Source organism: Streptomyces prunicolor (assembly GCF_045162825.1).
GTDB lineage: Bacteria > Actinomycetota > Actinomycetes > Streptomycetales > Streptomycetaceae > Streptomyces > Streptomyces prunicolor.
On record NZ_CP108676.1, the window covers coordinates 5,008,239 to 5,024,148 of the forward strand.

16 protein-coding genes are annotated in these 15,910 nt (G+C 68.9%); 6 read left to right on the forward strand and 10 right to left on the reverse strand.

Features of this window, described 5'->3' with window-relative positions; translation table 11 throughout:
* Window positions 1-78: 78 nt before the first annotated feature.
* From cysS to OG588_RS22790, 4 genes are all read right to left on the reverse strand, one after another.
* Window positions 79-1,482: a cysteine--tRNA ligase gene (gene cysS, locus OG588_RS22775; protein WP_398849796.1), complete on the reverse strand. Its 1,404-nt coding sequence runs from the start codon at window positions 1,480-1,482 to the stop codon at window positions 79-81.
* Between the two features lie 112 nt (window positions 1,483-1,594).
* The gene (ispF, locus tag OG588_RS22780; RefSeq protein ID WP_405948926.1) at window positions 1,595-2,101 is read right to left on the reverse strand and encodes a 2-C-methyl-D-erythritol 2,4-cyclodiphosphate synthase; all 507 of its coding nucleotides are present in this window, start codon (window positions 2,099-2,101) and stop codon (window positions 1,595-1,597) included.
* A complete protein-coding gene (ispD, locus tag OG588_RS22785; RefSeq protein ID WP_266858544.1) occupies window positions 2,091-2,843 on the reverse strand; it encodes a 2-C-methyl-D-erythritol 4-phosphate cytidylyltransferase in 753 nt (250 codons plus the stop codon). The genes ispF and ispD overlap by 11 nt, the downstream gene beginning before the upstream one ends.
* Before the next feature lie 315 nt (window positions 2,844-3,158).
* Entirely contained in the window at window positions 3,159-3,641 is a 483-nt protein-coding gene (locus tag OG588_RS22790) for a CarD family transcriptional regulator (RefSeq protein WP_003953493.1), read from the reverse strand.
* A 588-nt stretch (window positions 3,642-4,229) separates the two neighbouring features.
* Here OG588_RS22790 and OG588_RS22795 point away from each other — a divergent pair.
* Complete coding sequence (locus tag OG588_RS22795) at window positions 4,230-4,889, forward strand: DUF461 domain-containing protein (protein WP_405948927.1); 660 nt, start codon at window positions 4,230-4,232, stop codon at window positions 4,887-4,889.
* Window positions 4,890-4,995: 106 nt separating this feature from the next.
* On the opposite strand, the gene OG588_RS22800 is transcribed toward OG588_RS22795, so the two are convergent.
* Window positions 4,996-5,676 carry a response regulator transcription factor gene (locus OG588_RS22800; protein ID WP_009340348.1) on the reverse strand — a complete coding sequence of 227 codons (681 nt, stop codon included), beginning with the start codon at window positions 5,674-5,676 and terminating at the stop codon, window positions 4,996-4,998.
* Window positions 5,673-6,926 (reverse strand): cell wall metabolism sensor histidine kinase WalK, encoded by a 1,254-nt coding sequence (locus OG588_RS22805; RefSeq protein WP_266858547.1) that lies wholly within the window; start codon window positions 6,924-6,926, stop codon window positions 5,673-5,675. Before OG588_RS22805 ends, OG588_RS22800 begins: the two co-directional genes overlap by 4 nt.
* A gap of 228 nt (window positions 6,927-7,154) precedes the next feature.
* Here OG588_RS22805 and phoU point away from each other — a divergent pair, with 228 nt between their 5' ends.
* Both phoU and OG588_RS22815 read left to right on the forward strand, forming a co-directional pair.
* Complete coding sequence (gene phoU, locus OG588_RS22810; protein ID WP_266858549.1) at window positions 7,155-7,844, forward strand: phosphate signaling complex protein PhoU; 690 nt, start codon at window positions 7,155-7,157, stop codon at window positions 7,842-7,844.
* A 138-nt stretch (window positions 7,845-7,982) separates the two neighbouring features.
* A complete protein-coding gene (locus tag OG588_RS22815; RefSeq protein WP_019062518.1) occupies window positions 7,983-8,138 on the forward strand; it encodes a hypothetical protein in 156 nt (51 codons plus the stop codon).
* 80 nt (window positions 8,139-8,218) lie between these two features.
* Here the strand turns inward: OG588_RS22815 and OG588_RS22820 are convergent, their stop codons facing one another.
* Window positions 8,219-8,779, reverse strand: coding sequence for a hypothetical protein (locus tag OG588_RS22820; protein WP_405948928.1), 561 nt, complete (start codon window positions 8,777-8,779; stop codon window positions 8,219-8,221).
* A 107-nt stretch (window positions 8,780-8,886) separates the two neighbouring features.
* On the opposite strand from OG588_RS22820, the gene OG588_RS22825 reads away from it, so the two are divergent.
* The gene (locus OG588_RS22825; RefSeq protein ID WP_405948929.1) at window positions 8,887-9,135 is read left to right on the forward strand and encodes an SCO4226 family nickel-binding protein; all 249 of its coding nucleotides are present in this window, start codon (window positions 8,887-8,889) and stop codon (window positions 9,133-9,135) included.
* Window positions 9,136-9,324: 189 nt separating this feature from the next.
* Window positions 9,325-10,701, forward strand: coding sequence for a protease (locus tag OG588_RS22830; RefSeq protein ID WP_405948930.1), 1,377 nt, complete (start codon window positions 9,325-9,327; stop codon window positions 10,699-10,701).
* 269 nt (window positions 10,702-10,970) lie between these two features.
* Here the strand turns inward: OG588_RS22830 and OG588_RS22835 are convergent, their stop codons facing one another.
* The 3 genes from OG588_RS22835 to OG588_RS22845 all read right to left on the reverse strand — a co-directional run bounded on the left by OG588_RS22835 (window position 10,971) and on the right by OG588_RS22845 (window position 13,705).
* Window positions 10,971-11,435 carry a GIY-YIG nuclease family protein gene (locus OG588_RS22835; RefSeq protein ID WP_405948931.1) on the reverse strand — a complete coding sequence of 155 codons (465 nt, stop codon included), beginning with the start codon at window positions 11,433-11,435 and terminating at the stop codon, window positions 10,971-10,973.
* Window positions 11,436-12,051: 616 nt separating this feature from the next.
* Window positions 12,052-12,594 carry a hypothetical protein gene (locus OG588_RS22840; RefSeq protein WP_405948932.1) on the reverse strand — a complete coding sequence of 181 codons (543 nt, stop codon included), beginning with the start codon at window positions 12,592-12,594 and terminating at the stop codon, window positions 12,052-12,054.
* 349 nt (window positions 12,595-12,943) lie between these two features.
* Window positions 12,944-13,705, reverse strand: coding sequence for a phosphoglyceromutase (locus OG588_RS22845; RefSeq protein WP_366093229.1), 762 nt, complete (start codon window positions 13,703-13,705; stop codon window positions 12,944-12,946).
* 169 nt (window positions 13,706-13,874) lie between these two features.
* On the opposite strand from OG588_RS22845, the gene OG588_RS22850 reads away from it, so the two are divergent.
* Window positions 13,875-15,137, forward strand: a complete 1,263-nt coding sequence (locus OG588_RS22850) for an MDR family MFS transporter (protein WP_405948933.1) — start codon at window positions 13,875-13,877, stop codon at window positions 15,135-15,137.
* Window positions 15,138-15,910 lie beyond the last annotated feature (773 nt).

Below are 15,910 nucleotides of genomic sequence, written 5' to 3' on the forward strand. Positions count from 1 at the left end.
GTACGTCTATGCAGTGTGCCGCCCGGAGGGCCGGGCGGCACAGTCGATCTTCGTTGACCGGGTGCGATCGGGGTGGGTTCAGCGGGGGCCGAGGGTCCAGCGCGGGCCTTGCGGGCCGTCCTCGATGGTGAGTCCGGACTGGTTGAGCTGGTCCCGGATGCCGTCGGCGGTCGCCCAGTCCTTACGGCCCCGGGCGGCCTCGCGCTGGTCGAGAACCATCCGGACCAGGGTGTCCACGACACCGTGCAGGTCCTCGCCGCGGTCGCCGCCCTCGCCGACCCAGTGCGGGTCCAGCGGGTCTAGCCCGAGCACCCCGAGCATGGCCCGCACCTCGGCGAGCCGCGCCACGGCGGCTTCCTTGTCGTCGGCGGCGAGGGCGGAATTCCCCTGCCGGACCGTGGTGTGTACGACGGCGAGCGCCTGCGGGACGCCCAGGTCGTCGTCCATCGCCTCGGCGAAGGCCGGCGGCACCTCGGCGGCGGGCTCGACGACTCCCCCGGCCTTTTCTACGACCCTTTGCACGAAGCCCTCGATCCGCGCGAACGCGGACTCGGCCTCGCGCAGGGCCTCCTCGCTGTACTCGATCATCGAGCGGTAGTGCGGGGTGCCCAGGTAGTAGCGCAGGACGATCGGCCGCCAGCGCTTGACCATCTCGGAGACGAGGACGCTGTTGCCGAGCGACTTGGCCATCTTCTCGCCGGCGATGGTCACCCAGGCGTTGTGCAGCCAGTACTGCGCGAAGTCGTCGCCGTAGGCCTTGGCCTGGGCGATCTCGTTCTCGTGGTGCGGGAAGATCAGGTCGAGGCCGCCGCCGTGGATGTCGAAGGCGGGGCCCAGGTACTTGTGCGCCATCGCCGAGCACTCCAGGTGCCAGCCGGGGCGCCCGCGGCCCCACGGGGTCTCCCAGTCGGGCTCGCCCGGCTTGGTCGCCTTCCACATCGCGAAGTCACGCGGGTCGCGTTTCCCGGTGATGCCGTCCTCCGTGGGCTGGCGCAGGTCGTCGATGTCCTGGTTCGACAGCTGGAGATAGTCCGGGTACGACCGCACGTCGAAGTAGACGCTGCCGTCGGCCTCGTACGCGTGACCGCGCTCGATCAGCCCGCGCATCATCTCGATCATCTCGGGGACGTGGCCGGTCGCCCGCGGTTCGTACGTCGGCGGGAGGCAGCCGAGTGCGCTGTAACCGTCGTTGAACGCGCGCTCGTTCTCGTAGCCGATCGACCACCAAGGGCGGCCCTGTTCACGGGACTTGGTGATGATCTTGTCGTCGATGTCCGTGACGTTGCGGATGAACGTGACGTCGTAGCCGCGGTGTTCGAACCAGCGGCGGAGGATGTCGAAGTTCAGGCCTGAGCGGATGTGGCCGATGTGGGGGGCGGCCTGCACGGTGGCGCCACAGAGGTAGATCGAGACACAGCCCGCTGTGAGCGGGGTGAAGTCGCGAATCTGCCGGGCGCTGGTGTCGTACAGGCGAATGGTCACGGTACAAGGGTAGTGGGCGTGGGGCTGTGCCTCAGACGGTTGGGTTGATTGTTGTCTGCGGGCCCGGTGGGGGCTGGTCGCGCAGTTCCCCGCGCCCCTTGAGTAGGACCACTTACCCGTGTTTGACCACCAGCGCAGTCGCCACAGCCATCAAGCCCTCACCCCTGCCCGGGAAACCCAGACCGTCCGTTGTCGCGCCCGACACCGAGACCGGGGCGCCCGCCGCCTCCGACAGCAGCTTCTGGGCTTCGTCCCTTCGCTTGCCGATCTTTGGGCGCGGGCCAATCACCTGTACGGCCACGTTGCCGATGGTGAAGCCCGCCTCGCGGACGATCCTCGCCGCCTCTGTCAGGAGGGTGACCCCGGATGCGCCCGACCACTCGGGGCGGCCCGTACCGAAGTGCTGACCGAGATCACCCAGCCCAGCCGCCGAGAACAGGGCGTTGCAGGCCGCGTGGGCGACGACGTCCGCGTCGGAGTGGCCGGCCAGGCCCGGGCCCTCGCCCTCCCACTTCAGGCCGGCGCACCACAGGTCGCGGCCCTCCTCGAAGGCGTGGATGTCGGTGCCGATGCCGACCTGCGGCAGGGGGTAAGGCATCGAGGGCGTCTCAGAAGCCATCGTTCAGCCTCCTGCGGGCCAGGACCGCCTCCGCGAGGACCAGGTCCAGGGGGCGGGTCACCTTGAAGGCCTCCTCGTGGCCGGGGACGACCACGACCGTGAGGCCGAGCTGCTCGACCATGCTCGCGTCGTCGGTGACGTTGTCGGTGACCGTCTCGTGGGCGCGGACGAGCGTCGCGCGGTCGAAGCCCTGCGGTGTCTGTACGGCGCGGAGGCGGGCGCGCTCGGGGGTGGCGACCACCGGTTCCGGGTCGCCGGGGTGCGCGGCCGGCTCGACTTCCTTGACGGTGTCGGCGAGGGGCAGGGCCGGTACTACGGCGGGTGCTCCGTCCCGTACGGCCTCGATGACCGCGTCGACCGTGTCGACCGGGACGAGCGGGCGGGCCGCGTCGTGGACGAGGACGATGTCGTGGCCGGGGGGCAGCGCGTCCAGGCCGAGCTTCACCGATTCCTGGCGGGAGTCGCCGCCGGGGACGACGAGGAAGTCGGTGCGGTCGGGGAGCGCGTGGGCGTCCAGGAGGGTCTTGACCTCGGCCGCGCCGTCGGGCGGGGCCACTACGACGACCAGGGAGACCGCGCGGGACGCGGCCAGGGCGCGGATCGCGTGGATCAGCATGGGGGTGCCGTTCAGCGCGCGGAGCGCTTTGGGGGCGCCCGGGCCTAGGCGTACGCCCCGTCCGGCGGCCGGGATCACGGCGGCGACGGAGGACTGCGCCTGCGAAGAGCGCGAATCGTCAGACATCGGTTCCTGTCAGGTTTGTGTGCTCGACCTACGTGGGTATGGCCTCAGGAGTGCCGGGCGCGACGCCTTGACCGGACCCTTCCGTGACACCGGTCGAGCCAGCTGCCCGGGCCCGGCACACCATTATCGGGGGATGTCTCTCCGACGTTCGACAGAGTCACCGAGTCGGAGTCCCTGACCTCGACGGAGTCGCTCGCAGTCGGCATCTGCGTCGGAAAATTTCCCCGAACATGCCGAAGCGCCCGGCGACAAGGGAGCTGTCATCGGGCACCACGGCATTTCAGTGTGCTGAGCAGGGCGTACCAGTCGCCTGCGTCAGGACGCGAGAACCTCGTCGAGCAGGGCCTCGGCCTTGTCCTCGTTCGTGTTCTCCGCGAGCGCGAGCTCACTCACCAGGATCTGGCGAGCCTTGGCGAGCATGCGCTTCTCACCTGCGGACAGTCCGCGCTCGCGCTCACGACGCCACAGGTCACGGACGACTTCCGCGACCTTGATGACATCGCCGGAGGCGAGCTTCTCGAGATTTGCCTTGTAACGACGCGACCAGTTCGTGGGCTCCTCGGCATACGGAGCGCGCAGCACCTCGAAGACCCGGTCCAGCCCGTCCTGACCGACCACATCACGTACGCCGACGAACTCCGCATTGTCCGCTGGCACACGCACCGTCAGGTCACCCTGAGCGACCTTCAGCACCAAATAGGTCTTGTCCACGCCTTTGATCTGGCGAGTTTCGATAGCCTCGATCAGCGCGGCCCCGTGATGGGGATAGACCACGGTGTCGCCAACCTTGAACGTCATGTGACAGGTACCCCTTCCGTGGCTATCCAGGGTAACACGGAAACCGCGGGTTCTGAATGGCGTTTTCGCAGGTCAGAGCGCATCTCGGGGCTTGACAACAACAACAGGAACGTGCTGCGGAGGCCCGGCGGAAGAGGGTATTCGCAGGTCGGAGCAGCTCTCCGGGCGAGGTGAAACGCGTACGTTACACACATCCGGAGGCGCCCCCAAGCGGACGAACGTCCCCAAATGTCTGGTTCCAAGTGCTCGACTTCCGCTACTCCGTTCGGTGGGCGGAGCCCGGTGCGAGACGAATCCGGAATTGATCAACGAAGGCCGTCGAGATGCCGGTGATCAATTATCCGAGGCGCCGTGCATTCTTCACCGAAAATCCGCCGACGGACGTCTGAGCTGCTTATGTGAATGCCGGACGAGTGTCGGGCACAAGTGACCCGCGAGTCACTTGAGGCACACGGGTACCCGGTTGAGGGAGGGTCGGGTGCGGTGGTGCGGGAACGGCTCGGTAACCTAAGGCCGCTGACAGACACTTAGGGCGGCTTTATTCGGGAGTCGCCCTGCTCCGCCCACGTTCAAGGAGTAGCCGCCGCCGTGAGCAGCAGCCTTCGACGCGGCGCCCTCGCCGCCGCCACCATCGCGTTCTCGATCGCCTCCCTCGCCGCGTGCGGTGCCGGCAACGACGCACAGACGCTGGAGGTCAAGCCGGACAACGCGGCTGTCTCCGTCGGCACCATCAAGGTGCAGAACGCACTCGTCATCACCCAGCCCCTCACCGAGTCCGGCTCCGAGGCCGCGGGCCCGGCGGTGATCTCCGCGACCCTGTTCAACTCCGACATCCGCCACGCCCAGACCCTGGACTCCATCACCGTCGACGGCGTGGGTACCGCCAAGCTCACCCCCGCGAAGGGCAAGGGCAAGCTGGTGATCCCGGCCGGCGGCTCGCTCGTCCTGGGCGGCAAGGGCAACGCCTCCGCGGCGCTGACCGACCCCGCCGGCATCACGGACGGCAACGCCCAGAAGGTCACCTTCACCCTCAGCAGGACCGGCGGCGTGAGCCTGAGCGCCTTCGTCGTCCCGGCCGACAGCTACTTCACCAAGTGGGGCCCGACCTCGATCCCCTCGACGCCGGCCGCGGGCTCCACCGCGACCGGCTCCGCCTCCCCGAAGCCGGGCAAGAGCACGTCGGCCACCCCGACCGACGCGGCCTCCGCGAGCGCGACGGCCACGGAGACGGGCACCACCACCGGCTGAGCAGCAGTCGTACGGCTACGACGACGGGCGGGACCTCACGGAGAGGTCCCGCCCGTCGTCGTAGAGCCGGTGATCCTTGTGGAGCCGGTCAGACAGCGCTCGCGGTTTACGGCTCGAACTTGTAGCCCAGGCCGCGCACCGTCACCAGGTAACGCGGCGCGCCCGGGTCCGGCTCGATCTTGGCTCGGAGGCGTTTGACGTGGACGTCCAGGGTCTTGGTGTCGCCCACGTAGTCGGCGCCCCAGACTCTGTCGATGAGCTGCATGCGGGTCAGTACGCGGCCCGCGTTGCGCAGGAGCATCTCCAGCAGGTCGAACTCCTTGAGGGGCAGGTCGACCTTGGAGCCGGAGACCGTGACCACGTGGCGATCCACGTCCATGCGGACCGGACCTGCCTCGAGGGCGGCGGGGGTGACTTCCTCGGGCTCGCCGCGGCGGCGCAGGACGGCCCGGATACGGGCGACGAGCTCGCGGGACGAGAAGGGCTTGGTGACGTAGTCATCGGCTCCTATTTCCAGGCCTACGACCTTGTCGATCTCGCTGTCCTTGGCGGTCACCATGATGACGGGGACGTTGGAGCGGCCGCGCAGCTGGCGGCAGACCTCCGTGCCGGGGAGGCCCGGCAGCATCAGGTCGAGCAGGACGAGGTCGGCGCCGTTGCGCTCGAACTCGTCGAGTCCGTCGGGCCCGGTGGTCGCGATGGCGACCTCGAAGCCCTCCTTGCGGAGCATGTACGACAGGGCGTCGGAGAAGGACTCCTCGTCCTCGACGACGAGCACTCGGGTCACGGAAGGACCTCCGGGGCGGGAAGCGGTTCGTACGGGGATGGTTCAGGGGACTCCTCGACCTCGTCGTCGAGGTCGGGGTGCTGGTGGGCGCGGTCGCGGGCCGCACCCGCCTCCGGCAGTCGCAGGGTGAACGTGGAACCCTGTCCCTCGGAGCTCCACACCGTGACCTCCCCGCCGTGCGAGGCGGCCACGTGCTTGACGATCGCCAGCCCGAGACCCGTACCGCCGGTGGCCCGCGAACGGGCCGGGTCGACACGGTAGAAGCGCTCGAACACGCGCTCCTTGTCCTTCTCGGAGATGCCGATGCCCTGGTCGGTGACGGCGACCTCGATGTGGTCGCCGCCGGCCGCGTTGACCCGGCGGGCTGCTATGCCGACGCGGGTGCGGGCGGGCGAGTAGTTGACAGCGTTCTCGACCAGGTTGCCCAGGGCGGCGGCCAGCTGGCCGCGGTTCCCGTAGACGTGCAGGTCGGCGGTGCCGCCGGCGGCCATCGTGATCTGCTTGGTGCCGGCCTGGTGCCGGCAGCGGTCGATGGCCTCGGCGACGAGTTCGTCGACGCCGACGGGTTCGGCGTCTTCGAGCGGGTCGTCGTTCTGGACCCGTGACAGGTCGATGAGCTCCTGCACGAGATTGGTCAGGCGGGTGGCCTCGATCTGCATCCGGCCGGCGAAACGCTCCACCGCCTCAGGATCGTCGGAGGCGTCCATGACCGCCTCCGAGAGGAGGGACAGCGCGCCGACGGGGGTCTTCAGTTCGTGGCTGACATTCGCCACGAAGTCACGTCGTACGGCCTCGATACGGCGGGCCTCGGTGAGGTCCTCCACGAGGAGCAGGACGAGCCGGGAGCCGAGCGGCGCCACCCGGGCGGAGACCGCGAGGGCCTCCCCGCGGCCGGTGCCGCGCCGGGGCAGATCCAGCTCGACCTGGCGTATCTCGCCGTCGCGCCGGGTGTCCCGGGCCATCTTGAGCATGGGGTCGACGGAGAGTTTCCCGCCGCGGACGAGTCCGAGGGCGTACGCCGCCGAGCTCGCCTTGACCACGGCGTCCGCTTCGTCGAGGACGACGGCCGAGGAACGGAGCACCGACAGGACGGTGTCCACGCCCGGCGGAAGCACCGGGTCCGTGTGCAGGGACGTCCTCGTCGGTCGTTTCTGGTCGCGTTCGCTCCAGCGGAACGCCAGCATGGCGATGACGCCGGTAAGCACCCCGGCGATCGCTGCCGCTGCGGCGACCGCCGCGTTCACGTCCATGTCACCAGGTTAGGCATGGGATACCTCCTGGCCACAGCCATCGGAGTGCGACCTCGAACACTCGTCGCCCAGAGTTCACCTTGGAGCCAGTATTGGTTCATTTGGGTTGGCGGAAACCGTCGCGTAGGAGGGGGAACGTGGGAGCGTGGGGTGGAAGGGCCGGTTTTTAGTCACACCGACGGGCCCGGGGCCCCTGGCCCCCGAAGCAACGTAGGAGAGGGAAACCTGATGCGGGACGCGTACCACGAGGAACTTGACTCGATCGGTGACGGTCTGGTGGAGATGGCCCGGCTGACCGGGTCGGCGATCGGACGCGCCACGACGGCCATCCTGGACTCCGACCTGAAGCTGGCCGAGAGCGTCATCGAGGCCGACAAGAAGGTCGACGACCTCCAGCACGACCTCGAAGCCCGGGCCATAGCCCTGCTGGCCCGGCAGCAGCCGGTGGCGACGGACCTGCGCATCGTCGTCACGTCCCTGCGCATGTCGGCCGACCTGGAGCGCTCCGGCGACCTCGCCCAGCACGTGGCGAAGCTCGCCCGACTCCGCTTCCCGGAGCGCGCCGTACCGCACGACCTGCACGCGACCATCCTGGAGATGGGCCAGCTCGCCCAGCGCCTGATGGCGAAGGCGGCCGAGGTCATCATCACGAAGGACGTCGACCTCGCCCTCCAGCTGGAGCAGGACGACGACGCGATGGACCTCCTGCACCGCACGCTCTTCCAGCACCTGCTGGACGACAAGTGGAAGCACGGCATCGAGACGGCGGTCGACGTGACCCTGCTCGGCCGCTACTACGAGCGCTTCGCCGACCACGCGGTGTCGGTCGCGAAGCGCGTGGTGTTCCTGGTGACGGGCGAGCACGCGGACGAACTGCAGCCGGACATCCAGCCGGTGACGGGGGCGGAGGGGGCGTAGGCCACCGGGCAGGGGTCCGGGCACGGGTCCGGACGGGGGCTCCGAGCCGGGGGCTTGCCGGGAAGCCTCAATGCGCCGTTGATGCGCCCGGCGAAACGGGCATCCAATGGGCACAGGCACCAGCCTCTAGGAGGACCCATGGCCGAATCCCCCGCCACGACGCCGGACCCGACGCAGGAGCGCGAGACGCAGCAGCCCGCCGAGATCAAGAGCCTCCCGCTCTTCGGCGCCTGCGGCTGTGGCTCGGGCTGCGGGTGCGGGTGCCAGTCCGGCAATCCGTGCCAGTGCGGCTGACCGCGAACGACGTACAGAGCCGTTGATTCCGTCGAAGGGGCTCCGGGTGCCGCACGGCACCGGGAGCCCCTTCGACGTGCTCAGGGGTTGTTTCCGGCCGCGGTGAGCAGGACGTCCGTCATGGTGGGGATCTTGCCGTAGCCGTCGGGCAGCGCGACGGCGAAGTCGAACACCTGCCCCTGCGGGCTCCCGTCCAGCGCGTTCCGCCGCTTGTCGATGTACACGGAGGGCGCCACGATCTGCTTCTCCCCTCCGCACAGCCCCAGGGTCGCCGGATCCGAGCCCACGTCACCGGTCGCGTAGGGCCCGTTGGTGAGCCAGTCGACTCCGGCGGGCACGATCCCGGTCTTCCGCAGATAGCGGTCCAGGGTCTTCCCGGAGACCCGGAAGGCGACCGTCAGCGTCACCGTCCGCATGGGCTTGGACGCGTGCGTCACGTAGTGCACGTCCTTCGCTCCGGCCGGCAGCGGCAGCCGTAGGACGTCCAGGGCCACCTGCAACGGTATGTCGCTGCCCTCGCAGGCCCGGGCGTCCCCGAACGGATGCCCCTCCTCCGCGAACGCCTCCCAGAGCCAGGCCCCCGCCGCGAGCAGCCCGGCGACGACACCGACGCCGATCCCGATCCGTACCCCGCGTCGCATTCCCTCGCCCCTCCCCTTGATCGTTGCGCACGGTAGCCGAGGGCGCCGTACGGGCGCAGCATGGAAGGGGAAGTCGGAAGGGCCGAAAGGGAAGGAGGTGCGCGGTCATGGCTCAGTACATGGACGTACACCACGGGATGAAGGGCATCACGGCCGACCAGTTGATGGCGGCCCACAAGGCGGATCTCGCCGTGGAGAAGGACGAGGGTGTCCACTTCGAGCGGGCCTGGGCGGATCCGGAGACCGGGACCGTCTACTGCCTGTCGGAGGCGCCGTCGCCCGAGGCGGTCCAGCGCGTGCACGAGCGCGCGGGGCACCGGGCGGACGAGGTGCACGCGGTGCCGTACTCGATCTGACGTCCACCTGTTGGACGTCAACAGGTCGGATCGGCAGGGGTGTTCGAGTCTTTGGTGCTGTTTGGGCAAAGGGTTCGGCATCGACAGTTCAACAGTCTTGTCCTGTGCATGTCTCACTCGATGAGATGCGCGGAGACCTCTTCGTCCGGCTGAACGCCGGGCGGACTCCGCAGCACTCAGGGGGGATTCATGCGCATAGCCCGCACGAGACTGAACATGGCCGCTGCCACGGCCGCCACCGCCGGCCTCGCCGTCGCCGCGCTGGCGACCGCGCCGCTGGGCGGTGTCGCCGGCGCCGCGCCCGCCGCCGTACCGCAGACGAAGGCGATCCCGGCGATCACCGGACACACCCTGGCCCGGGACGTGCCCAGCCCGCTGACCAGCGCGCAGTGCGAGGCCAAGTGGCAGATCGCCTGCTACAACCCGCTCCAGTACCGCACCGCGTACAACCTCAACTCGCTGTACAAGAAGGGCATTACGGGCAAGGGGCGGACGATCGTCATCGTCGACTCGTTCGGCTCGCCGACGATCCAGCACGATCTCGACACGTACAGCAAGCAGTTCGGCATGAAGAGCACCAAGGTGAATGTCGTCAAGTGGGGCAAGGTCCCGGTCTTCGACCCGACGAACGCCGACATGACCGGCTGGGCCGGCGAGACCACCCTGGACGTCGAGATGGCGCACGCGGTCGCGCCCGACGCGAAGATCGTGCTGGTGGAGACGGCGGTCGCCGAGACCGAGGGCGTCACCGGGCTGCCGGAGATGATGAACGCCGAGAAGTACCTGATCGACCACGGTGTCGGTGACGTCATCACGCAGAGCTTCGGCGCCACCGAGAACACCTTCCCCGGCTTCGACCAGGGGAACTTCTCCAGCATCAAGAAGCTGCGCTACGCCTTCGAGGCCGCCAACCGCAAGCACGTGACCGTCCTCGCCTCCTCCGGCGACGGCGGCGCCACCGACTACAACGCGGACGGCTCGGCCTTCTACGACAAGCCCGTCAACTCCTGGCCCTCCTCGGACCCGCTGGTCACGTCGATCGGTGGCACGCAGCTGCACCTGAACGACAAGGGCGACCGCGTCACCCCGGACAGCGTCTACAACGACTACGGCGCGGGCGGCGGCGGCCAGTCCCACGTGTTCGCCCGCCCGTCGTTCCAGAACGGCGTGAAGAGCATCGTCGGCACCCAACGCGCCACCCCCGACGTCTCGATGGCGGCGGCGGTCAACGGCGGCGCCTGGGTCTACTCCAGCTACGACCCGACCGCGATCGGCTGGGACGTCTACGGCGGCACGAGCGAGGCCGGCCCGCTCTTCTCGGGCATCATCGCGCTCGCGGACCAGGCGGCGGGACACCGGGTGGGCAACATCAACTCGGCGCTGTACGCGCTCGCGAAGCACGGCGCCAAGGGCAACGGCATCGTCGACGTGAACGACGGCACGAACAACACGTACGCGGGCGTGACCGGTTACACCGCGGTCAACGGCTACGACATGGCGACGGGCGTGGGCACGGTGGACGCTCTGCGGTTCGTCCCGGCGCTGGCGCGGGCCAGCCGGCACTGACCCGTCCCGAGACGGCCCGGGTGCGACGCGCCCGGGCCGTCCGCTACGACGAGGACGGCGCCGTCGCTTTCCGGCCCCGATACCGGACGAACCGTCGCCCGGCCGTGCAGAGGGTGCCCAGGAGCAGCACCGCTCCCCCGACGGGCCGGCCGATGGAGCCCCCGTCGCGGTACATCTGGATCCCCTCCACGAGCGGCAGCACGCTGACCGGCGGGCCCACCAGGTCCGGTCAGCTTCCCTGCTCAAGAGCGACCGGCCCGTCCATCGGCCTAGGAACTGATGGGCAACTCCCGTGCTCGCAGACGCGCTTGGGCCCGCAGCCCCTTCAACTGGCCGTGGAAGGCGTTGTGTCGGTTCTGGTCGAGGTTCAGCGGGAGGTCGAGTCGGGAGATGAACTGTGCCTCCAGGTTCCACGGTTCGCTCCGCTCGATCCAGCACACCCGCGCGTTGTCCGCCATCCACTGGCTCAGGGTGGCTTCGCCGGCCTTGCCGAAGGTCATCCGCTTGCCGCTGCCCACGCGGCGCAGCTCAAGTCCGAGCAGGCTCCCGAGGGTGAGCCGCAGGGTCGAGCCGGCCGCGTTGCCTCGGTAGTGATAGCGCACCCGCTTGCGCAGGTTCTGCGTGCTGGTCCGGTTCGCCATGTACCGCGGGGCGATGCCGACGTAGAGCAGGCGCCCGGCGTCCAGGTCCGGGTGGGGCGACTGTTCGAAGTGCCAGCCGTAGACCCCTGCCACCGCTGGGACAGGACTCGGGCGCGCCAAGACCTCCTGCGCCGACCACAACCGGACCGGACTGACGAGAGCGACAGCTTCCACGAAGCCTCCAGACGCACCACGGCTGATCGTCGCAGGCTACTGGGCGACGCCGACGCGGCTGGCCGCGGACTGAAGCCAGGGCCTCTTGGCGGCGAGTTCAACTCGGCTGCTCCGTCGGGCGATTAACGCGCCAGCTTCTTGAGAGTCCAGTCAAGCGTCATTGCCGACCTGCTCGTAGTGGAGGCGGTGAACATGGTGCCGCCGGAATCGGTCTGCACCTCGGAAGTGCCGCCGCACTGTATGTCCGTGGCCTTTCCCCCGGTGGGCTGGACATGCACCAGTCCCTGACCCCGGCAGGTCAGAACGAGCTCCCCGGCCACCCCCGGTGTGCCATCGGCACCGAAGTGGACGGGCGTCCCGGCGACAAGGCGCAGCCCTGTCCCGGAGGCGGTCACATGCAGAGCCGATGCCGTACGGGACGGGCTGGCCGTCGCGGAAGGGTGAGCGCCGGCGGTGGCTCGATCTGCCGGATGACCGCCGCATCCCGCCAATGCCACACCGGCGGCCAGAGCCGCCCAAGCGGCAGGCGCACGCTTCATGAACTGGTCTCCCAGTACTTGATACGGATGGAGTAGGAAGGCGCGGTCAGAGTACCCGAGGCAATGGTTTTGACATTGCACGGGGCGACGATCTCGGTCTTCTTCCAGGGTATTTTGTATCCGTCCGATCCCGGCTTGGCGTTCCCGATCTTGTGCGGGCTGACCGAGTAAGTTCCGGTCAACGTCGTCGAAGCCGTGATGGAGCCCTGGAGCGTGACGGACAGGCTTGCCTCGGCTTTGGCGATCAGCCCGTTGATCTCGCTTTTCGCCGTACCGGTCACGGACGCGCCGACGGTGGCACCCGCTTGGAAAGAGACGCTCATCGTGCCGCCCTTGGGGCCGTACGGGCCGGAGCGGAAGACAGGGACGGGCGCGCCGATGAAGTAGGCCTTCTTGGCCCCGAAGCTGGTGGAGACCTCGCCCACTTCGGGGCAGACCTGCGGGCGGGCGGTCACCGCGTCAGCGGCTTGGGCGGCCGGCGCGGTAACCACACCTGCCGATGCGATGGTCGCGAGCGCGGCTATTGAAGCCCGGAGCATAAATCCCCCTGGTCAGGCATGGTGCATGGTGATCTTGGTCGACCAGGAACGTAGCCCACCCATGGATAATCGATCAACAGTTTTGAGACGAATTTGAGGCGCCTCATTTTTTGACGTTCCATCAGAGGGCATTCAATTCAGGCAGAGATCGCTCTGCGATCCAGGAAACCCTGTTGCCGCAGTTGTGCACGCTCGCGCCGATGGATTTCAACTCGGCTGCCCTGTGGGGCAATTGGGTAGTTCGCCGGTTCGGGAATGCGGCCGATCGCCCGGAGGCGTACTGCCACCGCGCAATGAAAACGCCCCCGATCCGCGCCGTGTGCGCAGTTCGGGGGCGTGATCGCGGGATCTACTTCTTCTTGCCCTGGTTCTTGACCGCCTCGATCGCAGCCGCAGCCGCATCCGGGTCCAGGTAGGTCCCCCCGGCCTTGACCGGCTTGAAGTCCGCGTCCAGTTCGTACGCCAGCGGAATGCCCGTCGGGATGTTCAGGCCCGCGATGTCCGCGTCCGAGATGCCGTCGAGGTGCTTGACCAGGGCGCGGAGGCTGTTGCCGTGGGCGGCGACCAGGACCGTGCGGCCGGCGAGGAGGTCGGGGACGATGCCGTCGTACCAGTACGGGAGCATGCGGACGACGACGTCCTTCAGGCACTCCGTGCGGGGGCGCAGCTCCGGGGGGATCGTCGCGTAGCGCGGGTCGGCGGACTGGGAGAACTCCGTGCCGTCCTCGAGGGGCGGCGGCGGGGTGTCGTAGGAACGGCGCCACAGCATGAACTGCTCCTCGCCGAACTCCGCGAGGGTCTGCGCCTTGTCCTTGCCCTGGAGGGCGCCGTAGTGGCGCTCGTTCAGGCGCCAGCTGCGGTGGACCGGGATCCAGTGGCGGTCCGCGGACTCCAGCGCGAGCTGCGCCGTGCGGATCGCGCGCTTCTGGAGGGACGTGTGGAGCACGTCGGGGAGGAGATCGGCGTCCTTCAGGAGCTCGCCACCGCGGACTGCCTCCTTCTCGCCCTTCTCGTTCAGGTTGACGTCCACCCAGCCGGTGAACAGGTTCTTCGCGTTCCACTCGCTCTCGCCGTGGCGGAGGAGGATCAGCTTGTACGGTGCGTCGGCCATGCCTCAGAGCGTAATCCACGCATTCGGGCCCCCGCCTGGCGCCTGCCTCCCAGCCCCACAGTTGACGGCTTCTGTTAATTGAGTGGTCCCCCGGGCCGTCCCGTTCGTAAGTTGTGCTCGCGGCCGTAGCCGCTTACCGGCCACCTGTCCGACCGTGGGGGATCCATCCATGTCACTCGCCGCCCTGAGACGTGCCGCCCGGGAAACCGTCTCCGGTCTGCCCCGCGAGTTCTGGTGGCTGTGGACCAGCACCCTCGTCAACCGGCTCGGGGCGTTCGTCTCGACCTTCATGGCCCTGTACCTCACCCTCGACCGCGGCTACTCCGCCACCTACGCCGGTCTCGTCGCCTCCCTCTACGGCCTCGGCGGGGTAGTCTCCTCCATCGGCTCGGGCGTGCTGACCGACCGCATCGGCCGCCGCCCCACCCTCCTCATCGCGCAGTCGTCGACCGCCGCGTCCGTGGCGCTGCTCGGTTTCATGCACGACCCCGTCGCCATCGCCGCCGTAGCGTGCCTCGTCGGGGCGGCGAGCAACGCGTCCCGCCCGGCGGTGCAGGCGATGATGGCCGACATCGTGCGCCCCGAGGACCGGGTCCGCGCGTTCTCGCTCAACTACTGGGCCATCAACCTCGGCTTCGCCATCTCCTCCATGGCCGCCGGTTTCATCGCCGAGGTCAGCTACCGCGCCGGGTTCCTGCTGGAGGCGGGGATGACGGCGGTCTGCGCGGTCGTCGTGTTCCTACGGCTGCCCGAGTCCCGGCCCACCGTCGCCGCGGACGACAGCAAGGGGGCGGCCGACGCGGTCGGGCTCGGGACCGTACTGCGCGACGGCCGTTTCATGAGCGTCGTAGGACTCTCCTTCCTCGTCGCGCTCGTCTTCCAGCAGGGCTCGGTCGGGCTGCCGGTCGCGATGGGCGAGGCCGGTTTCACGCCCGCCGACTACGGCACCGCGATCGCCGTCAACGGCTTCCTCATCGTCGCCCTCCAGATCCCGGTCACCCGCCTCATCGAACACCGCGACGCCAAGCGCCTGTTGGTCGTCTCCTCGATCCTCGCGGGCTACGGCTTCGGGCTCACCGCGTTCGCCGGCTCGGTCGGCGTCTTCGCCCTCACGGTGTGCGTGTGGACGCTGGGCGAGATGATCAACGCCCCGACCCAGACGGGTCTCGTCGTACGGCTGTCCCCCGTCCAGGGCCGCGGCCGCTACCAGGGCATGTACACCCTGTCCTGGGCGGTCGCCGCGCTCGTCGCTCCGCTCATGTCCGGTTTCGTCATCGACCGGTTCGGGGCGGAGTGGCTGTGGGGGATGTGCGCGGTCGTGGGGACAGGGGCGGCGGTGGGGTACGGGGTGTTGATGCGGGGGCTTTCGGCGAGCGGACCGGCGACCACCGAGACACCGGCTGCGGTGAAGCCTGAGGTCAGTGCGGCCTGAAGGGTGGGGTGGGGTGGGGTGCGAAAGCGTGACACTTTCCCGAGAAGTGTCACGCTCCGCGAAGTAGGGTGCGGCCTGTCGGCGTCGGCGCAGCGCGGTTCACCGAGGAAGCCGGCGTCCCCTCCGACGCTCGGCCCGCCCGGGACGGCGACCGCCGCCACCTCCCGACCGGGCCGGACCCGACCGAACCGCCGTTCACGCAGCCGAGGCCGCCTCGGCGAGGGTGAACCATACGCGTTTGTGCACGCACCCCTCCCCCGCGGCCGGCCATGTCACCACTCCCCACCCGGCAGAGAGCAGGGCGGCCAGGAGCAGGAAGCCTCGACCCCGCCCCTCATCGAGTCGAACCCCACGCGACGTCAAGGCAGAGCCTTCGGCCCACTCGTCGTCCCGGACCGCAACGCAGACATGCCCCGGACGCACCGAGACATCGACATACAGCCGAGCCGTACGCGCGTGCAGATACGAGTGCGTGATCACCTCGCTCACACACAGGCGTGCGGCGTCGATGAACGGGTGATGCCCCGTGATCGCCAGAAGCGTGGCGATCAGGTCCCGTCCGATCTTCGGAGCGAGTTCGGAGTTCGGTACGACGAACTGGTACGCCGTTCGTTTCCCTGCGGGTTCGGACGGGGCGCCCTCACCGGAGATCTCACCACACGACCCGGCACCTCGACCTGTCGGACGTCCGCTCCGTCTACTGGCGCCGCCCGAGCCCCTTCAACGCCACACAGGTCAGCAGCCGGCAGGCGGGCCGAACTCCCGCGCAGCGG